The 18951-nt window shown below is 39.9% G+C and carries 14 protein-coding genes; 12 read left to right on the top strand and 2 right to left on the bottom strand.

What is annotated here, in order from left to right:
• Position 1: 1 nt before the first annotated feature.
• Positions 2 to 2260: a hypothetical protein gene (locus T344_RS30975; RefSeq protein WP_162178027.1), complete on the top strand. Its 2259-nt coding sequence runs from the start codon at positions 2 to 4 to the stop codon at positions 2258 to 2260.
• An 18-nt stretch (positions 2261 to 2278) separates the two neighbouring features.
• On the opposite strand, the gene T344_RS0109115 is transcribed toward T344_RS30975, so the two are convergent.
• Positions 2279 to 3880 (bottom strand): spermidine synthase, encoded by a 1602-nt coding sequence (locus tag T344_RS0109115; protein WP_027628445.1) that lies wholly within the window; start codon positions 3878 to 3880, stop codon positions 2279 to 2281.
• 449 nt (positions 3881 to 4329) lie between these two features.
• Here T344_RS0109115 and pta point away from each other — a divergent pair, with 449 nt between their 5' ends.
• The 8 genes from pta to spoIVA all read left to right on the top strand — a co-directional run bounded on the left by pta (position 4330) and on the right by spoIVA (position 12845).
• Entirely contained in the window at positions 4330 to 5325 is a 996-nt protein-coding gene (gene pta / locus T344_RS0109110; RefSeq protein WP_027628444.1) for a phosphate acetyltransferase, read from the top strand.
• A 127-nt stretch (positions 5326 to 5452) separates the two neighbouring features.
• On the top strand, positions 5453 to 6646 hold the full coding sequence (locus T344_RS0109105; protein WP_027628443.1) for an acetate/propionate family kinase: 1194 nt from the start codon (positions 5453 to 5455) through the stop codon (positions 6644 to 6646).
• 217 nt (positions 6647 to 6863) lie between these two features.
• Positions 6864 to 7361, top strand: coding sequence for a YceD family protein (locus tag T344_RS0109095; protein WP_027628442.1), 498 nt, complete (start codon positions 6864 to 6866; stop codon positions 7359 to 7361).
• Between the two features lie 118 nt (positions 7362 to 7479).
• A complete protein-coding gene (gene rpmF / locus T344_RS0109090; RefSeq protein WP_004622625.1) occupies positions 7480 to 7662 on the top strand; it encodes a 50S ribosomal protein L32 in 183 nt (60 codons plus the stop codon).
• Between the two features lie 355 nt (positions 7663 to 8017).
• The gene (gene der / locus T344_RS0109085; RefSeq protein WP_027628441.1) at positions 8018 to 9343 is read left to right on the top strand and encodes a ribosome biogenesis GTPase Der; all 1326 of its coding nucleotides are present in this window, start codon (positions 8018 to 8020) and stop codon (positions 9341 to 9343) included.
• Between the two features lie 57 nt (positions 9344 to 9400).
• Positions 9401 to 10045: a glycerol-3-phosphate 1-O-acyltransferase PlsY gene (gene plsY / locus T344_RS0109080; protein ID WP_027628440.1), complete on the top strand. Its 645-nt coding sequence runs from the start codon at positions 9401 to 9403 to the stop codon at positions 10043 to 10045.
• A gap of 124 nt (positions 10046 to 10169) precedes the next feature.
• Entirely contained in the window at positions 10170 to 11165 is a 996-nt protein-coding gene (locus tag T344_RS0109075; protein ID WP_027628439.1) for an NAD(P)H-dependent glycerol-3-phosphate dehydrogenase, read from the top strand.
• 201 nt (positions 11166 to 11366) lie between these two features.
• Positions 11367 to 12845, top strand: a complete 1479-nt coding sequence (gene spoIVA, locus T344_RS0109070; protein ID WP_027628438.1) for a stage IV sporulation protein A — start codon at positions 11367 to 11369, stop codon at positions 12843 to 12845.
• A 120-nt stretch (positions 12846 to 12965) separates the two neighbouring features.
• Here spoIVA and thiT read toward each other — a convergent pair whose 3' ends face one another.
• Positions 12966 to 13493: an energy-coupled thiamine transporter ThiT gene (gene thiT / locus T344_RS0109065; protein ID WP_004630236.1), complete on the bottom strand. Its 528-nt coding sequence runs from the start codon at positions 13491 to 13493 to the stop codon at positions 12966 to 12968.
• A gap of 554 nt (positions 13494 to 14047) precedes the next feature.
• Here thiT and uvrA point away from each other — a divergent pair.
• The 3 genes from uvrA (at position 14048) to T344_RS0109050 (ending at position 18705) form a co-directional block, all read left to right on the top strand.
• Entirely contained in the window at positions 14048 to 16873 is a 2826-nt protein-coding gene (gene uvrA, locus T344_RS0109060; RefSeq protein WP_027628437.1) for an excinuclease ABC subunit UvrA, read from the top strand.
• Between the two features lie 217 nt (positions 16874 to 17090).
• Positions 17091 to 17714, top strand: a complete 624-nt coding sequence (locus T344_RS0109055) for a DUF47 domain-containing protein (protein WP_027628436.1) — start codon at positions 17091 to 17093, stop codon at positions 17712 to 17714.
• Entirely contained in the window at positions 17707 to 18705 is a 999-nt protein-coding gene (locus T344_RS0109050) for an inorganic phosphate transporter (protein WP_004629955.1), read from the top strand. Before T344_RS0109055 ends, T344_RS0109050 begins: the two co-directional genes overlap by 8 nt.
• The last annotated feature ends 246 nt before the right edge of the window (positions 18706 to 18951 follow it).

The raw sequence follows: 18951 nt of genomic DNA, 5'->3' as shown, positions 1-18951 counted from the left end.
ATTGTCAATTATAAAAAACCTCAGGATAGGTAAAATTCCGGAAGAGGCTATTGAAGAGCAGTTATCTCCTGTTTTAAATTTATCTTCAACCTCAATATCTTATAATGAACTTTTAGAAAAATATGCTGATAGCAGGTACATGGAGGATAATAGTTATTTAGATGACTGCCTGGCTTCATTTGCCTTGTTGAACAGTCAGTTGAAATATATTCTCAGCTATCCCGATTTTATTGATTCTATGGCAGAAAAAGCTGAAAATATGCGAAGCGTTTCCATTTTTAATAAAAAGGGAACCTTTTCATACAGGAATATCATAAAAACCCCTCATGACTTCAGCCATCTTAAAGATATCCAATTAAAGCTTGGAGATGATGATACGGGAATTTTATCCGCAACGCAATTTAAATTCACAGACATGTCAATTGCTGCCATAATATTCCTGCTGTGTGTTTACATATTCTTAATGGAAAAAGAAAGCGGTCTTATTACCATGACCAAAGCCGCAAAAAACGGACATACACCTGTAATTTTATCAAAACTTGCGGTTCTGACATTTACAATTACGTTTTTTTCCTTTATATTCTATGGCAGCATATTGTTTATTGGTAATAGGCTTTATGAATTTGGAGATTTATCACGTTATGTTCAGTCAATGAGTTACTTTAGAGATTGCAGCTTCTTGTTGACCGTTAAAGAGTTTATTTTATTATTTATTTTTACCAAGATTATAGTAACTGTTCTTACCTCATTTGTTTTTGCAGCTATATTCAATATTTTTTCAAAACCTAAATTAATATATTTGGTTTTGACAGTATTTGTTGGTTTGAGTTATATATGCCATACATTTATACATCCTGCATCTTATATCAATACGCTTAAATACATAAATTTATTTTCCTTCTTTGATGTATCTGCCTTATATGGGGAATACTCAAATATTAACTTTTTCGGATTTCCAATAAGCAAGACGCATGCTTCATTATATATGTTTTTAGTATTAATTGTTATTACAGTTTCCTTGACCATATATGCATACATAAAGAATTATACGTTTTCAAACAGTATACTCCAGAAACTTTTAAACAGGTTCTCCATAAAAAGAAAAAGGATTGCTGGCACTACAAGCCTGTTCATGCATGAAGCATATAAAGTATTTATTTCAAATAAGGTAATATTAATATTTTTTGCAGTTCTGATTATAGGATATCAAAATATAGATACATCTCCGCTTCTTATGCCTAAAGATACCGCCGTATATAAAGGTTATGTAGATTCTTTAGCTGGAGAGTTAACAGAAGAAAAAGAAGAGTTCATTCAGGCAGAGCAAAAACGCTTCGATAATATTCCATCAGAGTTGCAAAAGCTCAGAAATTCATATAAAGATGGTTTAATAGACGAAGCTTTCTATAAAGAAGAATTAAATAAAATTACCCTTTTCGCTGAAAAGCGGATTGGATTTGAGAGGTTAAAAAAACAATATCAATACCTTGTGAGTTTGAAAAAAGAAAAAGATATTAACGGGAGTTTTATATGTGAGCTGTCGTCAAGCTATATATTTAATAATAGAAGCAGGGATTTGTATAATGGTTTATTTTACAGTTTTTTACTTGTTCTATGTTTGACTAACATATTCCCTATGGAATATAAAAACGATATGGTCAGGGTTTGTAAAAGTACATACAACGGAAGGCTGCGGTTATTTGCATATAAAGGGATCATAGGCTGCATAACTGCCGTATTCCTTATGGTTTTTGTAAATATGCCTTATTATATAAATTTATTGATTCGGTATGATATAAAAACCTGGACGGCTCCAATACAGAGCATAAGCATTTTTAAAAATTCGGTCTTAAGTATAAATATTTTATATTTTGTTATTTTGGATAACTTATTTCGGATTGCCGGATGTATTGCGATTACTGCGTTAATATTTTTAATCTCACTGCTTGTAAAGAAACAGTCAGTTTGTATGTCAGTGTCAACCGTAATTTTGGGGCTCCCGCTTATTATGAGTCTGGCAGGTATTTCCTCTGTGGATTGCTATACATTTAACAGTGTGTTTGTTTTATTTTCTTCATTTTCAAAAAGCAGCAATATGATTGGCATTATTGTATATTATGTATTGGTAATGGGTTTATTGGTATTGTCTGCTATATGGGGAGCTAATATATACAGTGGCAACTTATTGGAATCTATAGCTGGTTTCCACAGCAAGCATAGGTCTTTTTGCTATGGAAACGGCCGGGATAAAAGGTTGTGATGTTTTTATGAGACCTTTTTACTTCAGCATATCAAAGATTCCCTGCAACCCTTTTTCCTTAAAATTTATCATATCCTTGAAGCTGGCCAGTTCATCTTTGACGATATCGTTCAGGAGACTTTGTCCCAGAACTTCAACAGGAGCCAGGTCATCGGTGAATACCAGCTCCGAACCGGTAACCTCCTGGAGATTCTGACGTACATATTGTGAAACTCTCTGAAGGGGATTCTGACTGTCAAACTTACCTGTATTAATATCAAAGTTATTGACCATATCTGCATCATTTGAGGCAAATAGCATAACATTGGTGGTACCGGCTATATCGCAGGTATAAACTTTGTTCATGACACTTTTAACAGTCTGGCTGAGGTATTGATTTATAGGGTTATCGCCCTTTGACTTCATATTTATATTCAGTATGATCACACCTCCGGGTTTGAGGTGACTCGATACTTCGGTAAAGAACTCCTTTGTCGTCATATGAAAAGGGATGGTTATGTCATGGTAGGCATCCACCATTATTACATCATACTCTCTGCAATTCCTGTCCGATAGGAAAGTACGGCCGTCGGTTTCATAGACAGTGGCCTCATCCTCGGTTACTCCAAAGTATTTCTTTGAGAGCTCTACAATTTTCGGATCGATTTCAACCGCATCGGTTTTTACATTTTTGTAATATATCCTGGACTGCTTGGCATATGTACCCGTACCATTGCCAAGTATAAGCAGGTCCAGGTTATTGTCCGGACTGAATTCCTTTAAAAACTGAGGTGCCATGAGCGCATAGTCATAGTAAAGGCCCGACAGCTTGTTGTCCTTCCTGTATACCGACTGTACTCCAAAAGCCACGTTTGTGGAGAGATAAACCGCTTCCTCGTCCTCCGAGACCTGGAGATAATTATAAATCGATTCGTCTTCCAGGATACAATCCTTCCAGAAGGCGTATGAATTGGAAAGGGGAAGGAAAATCAGTACAAAAACCAACAGCGAACTGATTATAACTTTAATGGGTCTTATCTTCCTGATTAAGAAATAACTCAAACAAATGAGATTCAATATTAAAGAAAACAGCAAAAAGGTTTTATTGGTTCCAATATAAGGAATTGTAACAAATGTAGGTAAAAATGTTCCTATTATACTTCCGATGGTGTTCATGGCATAAATCTTGCCGGTGGTTCTGCCCGCATTTTCAAGATCGGTCACACCCAGCTTCACCAGATAGGGAGAAACCATGCCAAGACCTACCAAAGGAACCGAAAACAGAACAAGACAGGATATTGCAGTACCCGTGACCAGCAGGTCATTTGAGAAGAACAATGCCAATAACCCGGTAATAGCAATGATAACGTATTTGCCGATAAAGGGAATGACTGCGATCCACAGGGCGGCACCCCATATAATCATGTACAATTTGTTAAGGCTGTTATTTTTGTCGGCCGACCTGCCGCCCAGAATATTGCCTATGCTTAGAGAAATCATTATCAGACCTATTATGACCGTCCAAATAATCTGGGAAGTTCCGAAGGTTGGAGCTAATAATCTTGAAATGCTTAATTCAACAGCCATTACGGACATTCCGCAAAAAAACGAAGTTGCGTACAAAAGCAGCTTTTTTTCCATGTGTTCTTTTTCCTGTCCTTTCGTAAGGTAGATTATAACGCATGGGTTCAAAAGAACGTTTCACGTTCTTGAAAATTTTTCGGTTGTAGAAAAATTTTCTTACCTTATGCGCGTTTCAACGAGGTAAAGGTACCTTGTTATATATAGTTTATATCATTATGGTTTATTTGTGAATTCAATCTGGGGAATTTGCATAATTAATCAAAATAAATCCTATGAAATTTAATCTTGTATACAATGAACAAGTTGTATATAATAAAAGTGGCGAATATACTTGGTTTCAGGTTATATGACCAGGTAATAAAATAAAATGCATTAATTATTGAAATACTTTAAATATCGAAATATTGAAATAATTGTGTAAGAAAAGCCGGGATTTGAGCTAATATTTAAAGCTTATTTATTTTAAATCAAGTAATATTTTCTGTACAAGAAAGGGGAACAGTAGTATGAATTTTCTAGAGCAGATTGTGAGTAGGGCAAAAAGTGATATCAAAACAATAGTACTTCCGGAAAGTACGGATATCAGAACTATTAAGGCTGCCGCAATGATTCAGGAGCAAGGAATAGCAAACATTATTCTCATTGGCAACAAGGATGAAATAAAGAAGTTGGCAGGTAATTTGGACATTTCAAAGGCGCAGATTGTAGATCCTGCTGATTTTGATAAATTTGACGAGTATGTAAATACTTTGTATGAACTCAGAAAAGCCAAGGGAATGACAATAGAGCAGGCAAGAAAATTGTTGAGTGAAAACGTGTTGTATTTCGGTATAATGATGGTAAAAATGGGTGCGGCCGACGGAATGGTTGCCGGAGCTATAAACTCAACAGGAAATACCTTGAGACCTGCACTTCAGATATTAAAAACAGCTCCCGGAGCAAAACTGGTTTCAGCCTTCTTCATAATGGTTGTTCCAAACTGTGAATACGGTGAAAACGGTGTATTTGTGTATGGTGACAGCGGACTTGTTGAAAATCCAAATGCCGAGGAACTTTCAGAAATCGCAATCGCTTCTTCAAAATCCTTCAAGAGTCTTGTTCAGGCCGAGCCTGTAGTGGCAATGCTCTCTTATTCAACCTACGGAAGTGCAAAAAGTGAATTGACCGAAAAAGTTGTAGAAGCAACAAAGCTCGCAAAAGAAAAGGCTCCGGGACTTCAGCTTGATGGCGAACTGCAGGCCGATGCGGCCATAGTTGCTTCGGTGGGACAGTCAAAAGCTCCCGGAAGCCCTGTTGCAGGTAAAGCGAACGTATTGATATTCCCTGATCTGAACTGCGGGAACATTTCATACAAGCTTACACAGAGGCTTGCAAAGGCTGATGCCTACGGCCCGATAATCCAGGGGCTTGCAAGACCTGTAAACGATCTTTCAAGAGGCTGCAGTGCGGAGGATATAGTTGGAGTTGTAGCTATTACCTGTGTGCAGGCACAAAATATGTAATTTTGATACAATAGTTTGGTACAATATAATATTTAGTACAATATTATGTAACTTTTATCTAAAATAAAGTTTTGATCAATCAAAAATATTCAGCAATCAAATAATTAATTAGGGAGATGAAATATAAATGAAGGTTTTAGTTATTAATGCAGGCAGTTCTTCATTAAAGTATCAGCTCATCGATATGACCAATGAAGCAGTTCTTGCAAAAGGACTTTGTGACAGAATAGGTATTGAAAATTCATTTATCAAGCAGTCAAAGGGAGACGAAGAAGCAGTAGTAATAAGTAAAGTCCTGAAGAATCATAAAGATGCAATTGCGGCTGTTATAGCTGCGCTGACAGATGAAAAGATAGGTGTAATAAAGAGCATGTCTGAAATTTCAGCCGTCGGACACAGAATAGTTCACGGCGGAGAAAAGTTCAACAGCTCAGCAGTTATAAACGAAAAGGTTATGGACGCTGTAAGAGAATGTATTGATATAGCTCCTCTTCACAACCCGCCAAATATTGTAGGTATTGAAGCATGTCAGCAGATAATGCCTGATGTTCCCATGGTTGGAGTGTTTGATACAACCTTCCACAGCTCAATGCCCGATTATGCATATCTCTATGCCATACCTTACGAGCTTTATGAGAAATACGGCATCAGAAAATATGGTTTCCACGGCACATCTCATAAATATGTTTCCGAAAGAGCTGCCGACTTGCTCGGAAAGCCTTTAAGTGAATTGAAGATCATCACCTGCCACCTTGGCAACGGATCAAGCATCTGTGCGGTGGATAGGGGCAGGTCGGTTGACACCTCCATGGGCTTTACGCCGCTGCAGGGGCTTGCAATGGGGACCAGAAGCGGTACCATTGACCCTGAGGTCGTTACCTATCTGATGGAAAAGGAGGATCTCACCGTTAAAGGTATAAGCACGCTGCTGAACAAGAAATCAGGCGTACTTGGTGTATCGGGCGTAAGCAGCGATTTCAGAGATCTCCACACTGCTGCCGAAGAAGGAAACAAAAGAGCCCAGCTGGCTCTTGAAATATTTGCTTATGGTGTCAAGAAGTTTATCGGTGAATACATTGCGGTCATGAACGGCGTGGATGCAATTGTATTTACAGCCGGCATAGGGGAGAACAACTCAACCATAAGAACCCAAATCCTTGACAATATGGACTTCCTGGGAATAAAAATCGATCCTGACAAGAATAAGATCAGGGGCCGGGAAATCGATATCAGTGCACCGGGTGCTACTGTTAAGACATTTGTTATTCCGACCAACGAAGAACTTGCCATTGCAAGAGAAACCGTAAGGCTTCTGAAATAATTTCTACATTATTATATAGATACGAATATATAGATATCGGAATATTGGTAATAATAAAGATATACTCAACCTTCAATGCGGGGGTTGAGTATAAATTTGATGGGCCCGGACATAAATCCGGGGATCAAAAAATCATTTGAAATTACCGAAATTGAATTATTGACAAAAGAGGTATTAGTTAGTATAATATCAGTTGTCGGTTTTTAAGAGGTTACTAATGAGAGTTAATGTGTCTGATATTATTAAAACTGAAGGGGCCGGAATAGATGTCAATTTTAGTGACAATCTGCCGGAATTACGGGAGTATGATACTTCAGTAGAATTCAAACCTTCGTTTGAGTTCACAGGGCGCATCGTTAATTTGGGTGGCCTGTTAAAGTTAAGTGGTGACCTTCATTTTGAATTTAGTGCGAATTGCCTCAGGTGTTTGAAACGGGTTGATACTGTTTCCGATATCAAGGTAGAAGAGAGCTTTGTCGAGGTTTCCAAATCCGATGATGTTGATGCATATACATTTGAAGGTAATGTTGTGGACATTGATAAGCCACTTATGGACAACATAATCCTTGCACTGCCTATGAAAATAATCTGCAGTGAAGACTGCAAAGGCTTATGCAAGACATGTGGTACCAATTTGAACATAAAAAATTGTAATTGTGATGAACACGAAATAGTAGACCCAAGAATGGAAATTCTTAAAGATTATTTCAAGTAGGTTTCTACTGGAAGTAATTAAATAATAAAGTATGTTTTCAAGGAATAGCCTTGAAAAATGTAGGGTTTATTGTTTGATTATTTCTTGATGGTTGCATTATAGTAGGGAGGTGTTATTGATGGCAAATCCAAAGCGTAGATGGTCCAAGGCAAGAACAGGTAAGAGAAGATCCCAGTGGAAGCTGGCATCGCCAACTCTGGTAAGCTGCCCACAGTGTCATGTTTTCAAGCTGCCTCACAGGGTATGTGGTGAATGTGGATATTATGATGGCAAACAGGTAGTTAAAGTAGAAGCTAAATAATAATATGTCATTAAAGCAGCAGGATTACTCTTGCTGCTTTTTGATTTCTATTAAAAGAAAAAGGTTGTGTAAAAAAAGGCATTATTCCATTGGAAAACGGGCATATAAGTATTGCCGCAGGTAGACTTGTCAAAAAAATTATATTACAATTGGTACAAGAAATAATATCCGGATATCCCGGACCTGAAGTAAAGTAATATGATATTAAAATAATTTTTTGGCCTGTGGGTACAGCAAGTGAAGAAGCATTAGTCAATGCATTGATTGGCAAATAAAGCAAATAATAATCCAGGTATTTGCTTGACTTTGTAAAGCTATATCGGAAGCTTTTATAAAAGACGCGGAGGTGTAAGGTTTGGGAAAACCCGTAGTAGCAGTTGTTGGTAGGCCTAATGTGGGAAAATCAACATTTTTTAACTATCTTGCAGGAAGCAGGATTTCCATTGTAGAAGATACTCCTGGAGTTACCAGAGACAGGATATATACTGAGATTGAATGGAGAAGCAAGAAATTTACCCTTATAGATACAGGCGGAATTGAGCCGTATTCAGAGGACATAATAATGCAGCAGATGAAGCGGCAGGCTGAAATTGCCATTGAGACTGCAGATGTTATAATATTTATGGTGGATGCGAAGGACGGCATGACAGCTACTGACAAGGAAGTGGCCACCCTGCTTAGAAAGTCCCAGAAGCCGGTTGTTCTGACTGTTAACAAGGTTGACCGGGTAGGTGACCCGCCGCCTGAAATATACGAATTTTATAACCTCGGCATGGGAGATATGGTGGTAATATCTTCTGTTCACGGTCTTGGAATGGGGGATTTGCTTGACGCTGTTTTTGAACATTTCCCCGAAGATATTGATAACGAAGAAGATGAGGATGTTATAAAAGTAGCAGTGGTGGGAAAACCAAATGCCGGAAAGTCTTCATTAATAAATTCCATACTTGGGGAGGAAAGGGTTATTGTAAGCAATATCCCCGGAACAACCAGGGATGCCATTGACACACATGTGGAAAACGACGGGCAGAAATTTACTTTTATTGATACGGCGGGTATCAGGAAAAGGGCAAAGATAAATGAAAGCATTGAAAAGTACAGTACCATCAGATCCTGGACTGCAATAGAGAGGGCTGATGTCTGCCTCATAATGATAGATGCCGAGGACGGTGTTACCGAGCAGGATACCAAAATAGCCGGTTATGCACACCAGCAGGGCAAGGCGTCTATAATAGTAATAAACAAATGGGATTTGATTGAAAAGCAGACTGGGACTCTGGAAGAATACAGAAAGCAGGTACATGAAAAATTAGGTTTCATGACTTATGCACCGGTGTTGTTTATATCTGCCAAAACGGGGCAAAGAGTCAATAAAATTTACGAATTGATAAAATACGTTGCGGATCAGGCAGCCTTCAGGATTTCCACGGGAATGCTTAACGACCTTGTCAATGAAGCGACAGCAATGGTTCAGCCGCCCTCCGACAAAGGAAAGAGGCTGAAGATTTATTATATGACGCAAGCGGGAATCAAACCACCTGCCTTTGTCGTATTTGTGAACGATCTGGAGCTTTTCCATTATTCATATGAGAGGTATCTTGAGAATCAATTGAGAAAAAACTTTGGATTCGAAGGTACACCTATTAAATTTATTCACAGACAGCGGAACAAGGAAGAATAGAATTCTCCTTCGGATATTAAGTTATAAAGCCTGTAAAGGCGGAAATGGTGGATGTATATGGGATTATTTGTAATTAAGCTGGTTGCTGTTGTTGTAATAGGATATCTGTTGGGAAGCTTGAACACTTCGCTCATAGTCGGCAAATTTTACGGCACCGATGTCAGAAAGCACGGCAGCGGCAATGCAGGAATGACCAATACCCTCAGGACACTGGGAAAAGCGGCAGCTGTGATGGTTATTGCCGGAGATATATTAAAGGGTGTTATATCATACCTTTTAGGAAATATTATTATTGGTTCAATACCAGAATCCATAACTCTTGATCTGGCAGGCATAGGCGGAATGGCAGCCGGAATAGCCGCTATAGCAGGGCATAACTGGCCTGTTTACTTTGGGTTTAAGGGTGGAAAGGGAATACTTACCTCTTTTGCAGTTGTATTGATGATGGATTGGAAGCTTGGATTGATCCTGCTTGGAATATTTGCTGTAATTGTGGCAATTACAAGATATGTTTCCCTGGGCTCAATAATAGCCTCGGTTGCTTTTCCCATAGGTGCGGCAATAAAAGGAAACAGCACAATATTTATTGCTTTTTCAGCTGTTCTGGCTGTTTTGGCCGTAGCCAGACATAAGGCAAATATAGGAAGACTGCTAAGCGGCTCTGAGGCCAAGCTGGGTCAGAAGAAAAAAACCAATGGTTAAATCTATTTATAATGTAATTTTATATAATGGCCAATTAACCTCCTTTATTCGCCTTATAGCGGATGAGGGAGTGAAGAGATTTCATTACAATTTTGTGGCCGCTAAGCGGCTCATGGAGGTTAATATGAACAGAAATGTTGCAGTAGTCGGTGCCGGGAGTATGGGTACAGCCATGGCGGTCCTGTTATCGAAAAACGGAAATAATGTAAGCCTCTGGTCTCCGATGAAAGATGAAATTAACATGTTAAAGGCAAATAGGGAGCATGTGACAAGATTGCCGGGAGTAAAAGTTCCGGATAGTGTTGAATTTACTACAGATATCGAACATGCAGTAAAAAATGCAGAAGTTGTTGTGCTTGCAGTTCCATCTCAGACTACCAGACAGAATTGCAAAACACTGGCAGGTCTGATTTCAAAGGATACGGTTGTTGTAACCTGTTCGAAGGGAATAGAGGATGTCAGCTGTAAACTCTTATCGGAAATTATGCAGGAGGAGCTGCCGAATAACAATATAGCGGTTTTGTCGGGGCCAAGCCATGCCGAGGAGATCGGAAGAGATATACCCACAACTGTAGTGGCTGCGTCTGAGAATTTGGAAATAGCAAAATTTTTGCAGGATTTGTTTATGACAGCTAACTTCAGGGTGTATACAAACACTGATGTAATAGGAGTTGAGCTGGGCGGGGCCCTCAAGAACATTATAGCCCTGTGTGCCGGCATATCGGATGGTCTGGGCTTTGGGGACAATACAAAGGCCGCGCTGATGACAAGAGGTATTGCTGAAATTTCCAGGCTTGGTGTGGCAATGGGCGGAAATGCCGATACATTCTCAGGCCTTACGGGAGTGGGGGACCTGATTGTTACCTGTACCAGCATGCACAGCAGAAACAGAAGAGCGGGCATATTGATAGGTCAGGGCAAGTCTGTCCAGGAAGCCCTTGATGAGGTCAATATGGTAGTGGAAGGTGTTGCTACCACAAAACCGGCATATGAGCTTGCCAGAAAGCTGGGCGTGTCAATGCCCATAACCAGTGAAGCCTACAGTATTCTATTTGAAGGCAAGGATCCGAGATATGCGGTCGGAGATCTTATGACCAGGGACAAAAAAACCGAAATGTAAATAATGAATTTAATTGGTATAATGAGGAGCTGTCACATCACGAAAGCAGATGTGGGCTCCTTTTTAGTTTTTACGAATAATTTTTTGATTGCAAATTTATTTTTGTAATATTAACTGTTTTCGGACATATATTTAATATTGAAAGTGACAAAATACATAGTCCTATTTGGGCGTGTAGCAATATAGGGGAGGGTTCTAAGCGTGGAAAAATTCAATATTTACCAGCAAATAGCTGAAAGAACTCAAGGGGATATTTATATAGGTATAGTGGGACCTGTAAGGACGGGAAAGTCAACATTCATAAAGAGATTTATGGATCTTTTGGTTATCCCCAATATAGAGAACGCATACCAGAAGGAAAGGGCAATAGATGAGCTTCCACAAAGTGCGTCGGGAAGAACCATAATGACCACTGAACCTAAATTCATCCCCAACGAGGCAGTAGAAGTAGTTATTGATGAAAACGTACAATTGAAAGTAAGAATGATTGATTGTGTGGGGTATATGGTCAGAGGGGCCATGGGGCATCTTGAGAACAATGCACCCAGGATGGTGTCGACACCATGGTACGAGTACCAGATTCCATTTGAAGAGGCAGCCGAAATAGGAACTAAAAAAGTAATAAATGAGCATTCCACAATAGGTGTGGTTGTTACCACAGACGGAAGCATCGCCGATATCCCCAGGGAAGATTATATAGATGCCGAAAGAAGGGTAATAACTGAGCTGAGGTCCATTAACAAACCCTTTGTTGTGATAATCAACACCACCAGGCCAAGAGATCCTGAAACTCTCAGACTCCGTGATGAACTGGAGCAGAAATATGGGGTAGCTGTTCTTCCCATGGATTGTCTGCAAATGAGAATAGATGATATAGATTCGGTAATGGAAAAAATCCTGTATGAATTCCCCATATATGAAATCGGTATAAACGTTCCAAGATGGGTTGAGGCTCTGGAGGATTCACACTGGCTTAAGGCCAATATGCTTGATTCCATAAGGGAAACCTTTAAGTCGGCGGGAAAAATAAGAGATATAAAGCTGGCTATGCCGGATTTTGAAGCATATGATTTCATAAAGAGGTCAGTAATTGACAGGGTCAGTCTAGGAGAAGGTTCGGTTCTTGTAGACATTTCAACGACTGACGGTCTGCTGTACAGGATACTCAGCGAAGAATCCGGCATGGAAATAGAGGGTGAGCATAAATTAATCAGTCTTATAAAGGATCTTGCCAGAATCAAAAAGGAGTATGACAGAGTTGAATATGCGCTGCACGAGGTCAAGGTGAAGGGTTACGGGATGGTTTCACCTCAGATGGAGGAGCTCACACTTGAGGAGCCTGAAATTATCAAGCAGGGTAACAAGTTTGGAGTCAAGCTCAGAGCAAGCGCTCCGTCAATACATATGATAAGGGCGGACATTGAAACTGAGATAGCCCCGCTGGTTGGCACCGAAAAGCAGTCTGAAGAGCTGGTTACATATTTGCTCAGAGAATTTGAAAATGATACGGCAAGACTGTGGGAGTCCAATATATTCGGAAAATCACTGCATGAACTTGTCAATGAAGGTTTGCAGAATAAACTGTTCAGAATGCCTGAGGATGCTCAGCTTAAATTGCAGGAAACATTGCAGAAAATAATAAATGAGGGCAGCGGCGGTTTGATCTGTATCATATTATAGAGAGAAAATTCTATAACAGTAATAATTTTAATAAGCAGTGCAAGTAGATCCTGCCGGTGTACAAATAAATGGGATTCGGTAAAAGGGAGGGACGCCCAAGCATCCCTCCCTTTTACATCTCTAAGTATTTATTTCATATAAGAATCTTTTCAAAGGTTTGTACAATGCGGCTATTATTACTGCTGAAATGAGGAATTCAGGCAGCATATAGCTTCCGTTGTAAATCAGGGAATATAAGTATACATTTTCTCCGGTCGTGGGTGCCCATAAAATAATTCCTGAAATAAAATGAAAAATGAATCTGCTTAACATAGCTATGGTGATACTTGCCATATTGGTCAGCAGGTTCTTTCTTATCAATCCCGAAAGTCCAATACTTGCAAAGGGCAGCAAATAGTCCAGCAGAACACTCAGGGGATGGTATGAATATTTGGGTCCCAATACGAACTGCAGTATTCCATAAACAAAGCCCGCAAGTAATCCATTTTTGCTTCCCCACCTCATGGAAAACAACACTATGGGTATCATGCTTCCAGCTGTCACGGAACCTCCGTAAGGGAACTCGTAAATCTTAACATAACTCAATATTTGGGCTAAGGCAATCATAATGCCCGCCTCCACCAACATTCTGGTAGACATTTTTTTCATGGTAAACTCCTCCTTAAAATAAAAAATGCCATACCTGTTTGGAAAAATGCAGCATGACAACAAGCTTTCCTACGCTGGCATTACCCAGATCAGGTACATGGAATGCAGAGCATTCCAAAGGGTTTTAAGTAAATATACTTATCTCAGCCGAATCAATTTTCAGCTCCCCGTTCAGGTATAAGCAAACTATCAAAATAATGCCGTCAAGAATTATCAATTATCTGCCAATACCTTACAATATGAAATTATATGGATACTTTTTATCCGAAGCTATTATAACAGATGTTTAAGATAATATCAATGCAAAGTTGATCAATAGACCGCTTAATTAATCCATGCCTATTCCATAATTATTCAATAGAATAAAATTTTAGAAATTATCGAACAAATGTTTGCATTCTTTTCTTATTTTGATATAATATAAATGCATAAAATTTATGCAGGATTTTATTTACAGTAGTGTAAAATTTAATATTTATTATAGAAATAGTGTTATCAGGTAAACAGTAACCGAAATTTATGTTTATCTTATGAAGCAGAAATGGAGCTTAAAAATGATAAGGGACAATATTTTCATAAAAGGTGCCAGGGAGCACAATTTAAAGAATGTGGACATTGAGATTCCAAGGGATAAATTTGTTGTTATTACCGGTCTCAGCGGGTCGGGAAAATCCTCGCTGGCTTTTGACACCATCTATGCAGAGGGACAGCGCAGGTATGTCGAATCTCTGTCCTCATACGCCAGACAGTTTCTGGGCCAGATGGAAAAACCTGATGTGGACTACATAGACGGCTTATCACCCGCCATATCCATAGATCAGAAAACTACCAGCAGAAATCCCCGTTCCACTGTCGGAACGGTAACCGAGATTCATGATTATCTCAGACTTCTTTATGCAAGAATAGGTATACCCCATTGTCCCAAATGCGGGAAAGAGATAACTCAGCAAACGGTGGATCAGATGGTTGACCAGATACTCTCCTTTGAGGAAGGCACAAGGATCCAATTGCTTGCACCTGTTGTCAGAGGGCGTAAGGGAGAATACCACAAGCTTATAGAGGATGCCAAAAAAGGCGGCTTCGTCAGGATCAGAGTCGATGGACAGGTGCTGGACATCAATGACGAAATCACCATGGACAAGAACAAGAAGCACAATATAGAGATTGTGGTGGACAGGCTTATTATCCGTGAGGATATACAGAAGAGGCTCTCCGATTCGCTGGAAACTGTACTTCATTTAAGCGGCGGCATTGCAATCATAGATGTTGTCGGAAAGGAAGAAATACTTTTCAGCCAGAATTTTGCCTGCGGAGATTGCGGCATAAGCATTGAAGAACTCACACCAAGGATGTTCTCCTTCAACAATCCCTTTGGGGCCTGCCCTACCTGTACGGGACTGGGCAATCTGCTCAAAGTGGACCCCGATCTTGTGATACCTGACAGATCCCTGTCTCTCGCCGACGGAGCCATTACGGTTTCGGGCTGGAATGTGGAGAGCGAAGATGCCTATACCAGGATGATTTTCAATGCTTTGGCAAAGCATTACAAGTTTAAACTCAACACTCCTGTTCATAAGCTTCCTGCCCAAATACTCGATATCATACTTTACGGGACAAAGGGTGAAAAAATAAAAGTAGAATATGAGAGAGAATACGGCAGCGGATCTTATATGGCCGCATTTGAGGGCGTAATGAATGTAGTTGAGAGACGCTACAAGGAAACCCAGTCGGAAGGTATGAAGCAGTATTACGAGCAGTTCATGAGTAATACTCCATGCCCTGACTGCAACGGCGCCAGGTTGAAGCCCGAAAGTCTCGCTGTGACCGTAGGAAATAAAAATATTCACCAGCTGTCCACCATGTCTGTTGCAGACACAAAGGACTTTTTCATAAATATTGATCTGACCGAAAGACAAAAAATGATTGCAAACCAGATTTTGAAGGAAATAAATGCCAGGATCGGGTTTCTTGTGGACGTCGGATTGGATTATCTGACCCTTTCCAGAGCTGCCGGGACCTTATCAGGCGGGGAAGCACAGAGGATCAGGCTTGCAACACAGATCGGCTCGGGTTTGATGGGAGTTTTGTATATACTTGATGAGCCCAGCATCGGACTGCATCAGAGGGATAATGCAAGACTGCTGACCACCTTGAACCGCCTGAGGGATTTGGGAAATACCCTTATTGTGGTGGAGCATGACGAAGACACCATGCATGCCGCTGATTACATTATAGACATGGGACCCGGCGCAGGTATCCATGGAGGAAATGTGGTGGCCGAAGGTCCGCTGGAAAAGATACTTGAGTGTGAGGAGTCCCTGACAGGCCAGTATCTCAGCGGCAGAAAGAGTATCGAGGTTCCAAAAAAACGCAGAAAACCCAATGGAAAGTGGCTTGAAATTCTGGGGGCAAGGGAAAACAACCTCAAAGGGGTCAATGCCAAAATACCCCTTGGAGTTTTAACTTCAATTACGGGAGTATCAGGGTCAGGTAAGAGTTCACTTATAAACGAGATATTATACAACAGCCTGGCAGCGCAGCTGAACAGGGCAAGAACCAGGCCTGGGGCCCATGATGCCATAAATGGCGTAGAAAACCTGGACAAGGTTATAAACATCGACCAGTCGCCCATTGGACGGACACCGAGATCCAATCCTGCTACCTATACAGGAGTATTTGATCTCATCAGGGAGGTTTTTGCTGCTACCACAGAAGCAAAAATGAAGGGCTACAAGAACGGAAGATTCAGCTTCAATGTCAAGGGAGGCAGATGTGAAGCCTGCAGCGGAGACGGTATAATAAAAATAGAAATGCATTTTCTTCCCGATATTTATGTGCCTTGTGAAGTTTGTAAAGGAAAGAGGTACAACAGGGAGACACTGGAGGTCAAATATAAAGGGAAAAGTATCTCTGATGTTCTCAATATGACTGTAGAGGATGCACTTGATTTTTTCAAAAACATACCTAAAATTCAAAGAAAGCTGCAGACACTATATGATGTCGGTCTGGGCTATGTCAAGGTAGGGCAGCCCTCAACCACCCTGTCGGGGGGAGAAGCCCAAAGGGTCAAACTTGCTACCGAACTGTCCAAAAGAAGTACCGGAAGTACTCTCTATATATTGGACGAGCCTACCACCGGACTTCATATTGCCGATGTGCACAGACTTATAGACATTCTCCAGAGGCTTGTGGATGCAGGCAATTCCATAGTTGTTATCGAGCATAATCTGGATGTTATCAAAACCTCCGATTATATTTTGGACTTGGGCCCTGAGGGAGGAAACAAAGGCGGTACCATTATTGCCCAGGGTACTCCTGAGCAGGTAGCAAAGGTTGAAGGCTCCTATACGGGAAATTATCTGAAAAGGATATTAAAATAAAGTATCAATAATTTCATAATAAATAAATTAAGGAGTTCCTATAAAATACGTTTTTCTAGGAACTCTATTTATATGCTCCTAAATAATCATTTATTGCATCAAAACAGCCAATACCTGGCTTTGTTAATTCTATGTTAACTTTATTGTAAATTAGTTAACAATACTATATAATGGTAACGGTTAAATGTTATATTTTGTCGAAAGAAGGTACCCCACAATGTTTAGAATTACAGCTAAGGAAGAGATATTTTTTGACTATTTTATTGAGACTTGTGAAATCATCTGTAAGGCAGCAAACCTGCTTGATGATTTGACACACAATTATATCAATGTCAACGAAAAGATCATGAGCATTGAAGAAGCTGAGCACGCATGTGACAGCTATGTTCACAAAATTCTTAATGAACTTAACAAATCTTTCATTACTCCTATTGACAGGGAAGATATTTTTACCATTGCCAAAGAACTTGATAACATTACCGATGATATTGAGAGCGCGGCTCACCGCTTCAGCATGTTCAACGTTAAGGAAGTAAGGCCCGAAGCACTTACTCTTACAAAGTTGATTGTAAAGGCCACAGGTGAACTGAGAAATGTAATGATTGAAGTAAAGAATATGAAGAAAAGCAAGCAGCTTCAGAACAAAATTATTGAAGTGAACAATGTTGAAGATGAAGCAGATACCATTTTCAGAGATGCCATGGCCAGTTTGTTCATGTCTGAAACCGATGCTGTTGAAGTAATAAAATGGAAGGCGATATTCGAATTACTGGAAAATACAATAGATGCATGTGAAGATGTTGCAAATATAGTAGAAGGGGTTGTAATGAAAAATGCTTAGTGTTTCATTGGTGGCTGTTGTCGTATTGGCACTAGGATTTGATTTTATAAACGGCTTTCACGATACTGCAAATTCTATCGCTACATCTGTTTCAACAAGAGTGCTGTCTCCAAGACAGGCAATACTTATGTCGGCAGTATTAAATTTCGTAGGTGCACTGACCAGCAGCAAAGTTGCCCATACCATAACCAATGGTTTGGTGGACGGCGATATGATAAAAGGCCAATATGTAATAATTGCGACCATTATCGCTGCAATTATATGGGATTTGATAACCTGGTATTTCGGAATTCCCAGCAGTTCGTCACATGCTTTGATCGGAGCGCTGGTGGGGTCTGCAATTGCCTATTCAGGGGGAATAAGCATTGTAAAATGGCAGGGAGTTTGGGAGAAGGTGGTATTGCCTTTGGTAACCTCGCCGTTTATTGGTTTTGGTATAGGCTTTCTATTTATGACCTTATTGTACAAACTACTCCGTAATTTAACCCCGAGATTCATAAACAAATGGTTTTCAAAATTACAGATAATATCTGCGGCATTTATGGCTTATTCCCACGGTAATAACGATGCGCAGAAATCGATGGGTATCATAACACTGGCTCTGGTAGGTGCAGGCCTGAACGGTGGTCATACGGGTGTACAGCCCTGGGTTATGGTGGCCTGTGCATTATCAATGGCTTTGGGAACCTCCATCGGAGGCTGGAAAATAATCAAGACCATAGGGGTCAATATGATCAGGCTGCAGCCTATCGGAGGCTTTGCTGCCGAAACAGGTGCTGCCATTGTCATAGAGACCATGACACATTTTGGAGCCCCCGTCAGTACCACGCATGTTATTTCATCATCAATAATGGGTGTGGGAGCCTCAAAGAGACTGTCGGCCGTTAAATGGTCCCTTGTAAGAAACATAGTCTGGGCCTGGGTAATTACCATTCCTGTATCCGCCTTGATAGGTGCATTTATAACTACCATATTCAAGTTATTTATCTGAAATAAACTAAACAGGATATAAATTTTAACTCTATACTTAAAAAAGGAAACGGTAGATTAAGCCTGGTTTAATTTGCCGTTTCCTTTTTTCCAAATTTATTTAATCCGGTAACAGAATATTTACATATTGAAAAATCAAAACAGGGATTAAGGACGTATAAACACGCAAGAAAGACTATAGACACGGTTAATTAATTTGTTTTGCAATTAATAACGAATATAACTTAATAGTAGCAAAAACAACTGA

Origin of the sequence: Ruminiclostridium cellobioparum DSM 1351 = ATCC 15832 (assembly GCF_000621505.1) — a bacterium.
Taxonomy (GTDB): domain Bacteria; phylum Bacillota; class Clostridia; order Acetivibrionales; family DSM-1351; genus Ruminiclostridium; species Ruminiclostridium cellobioparum.
This window is presented reverse-complemented; position numbering and strand designations above follow the sequence as displayed.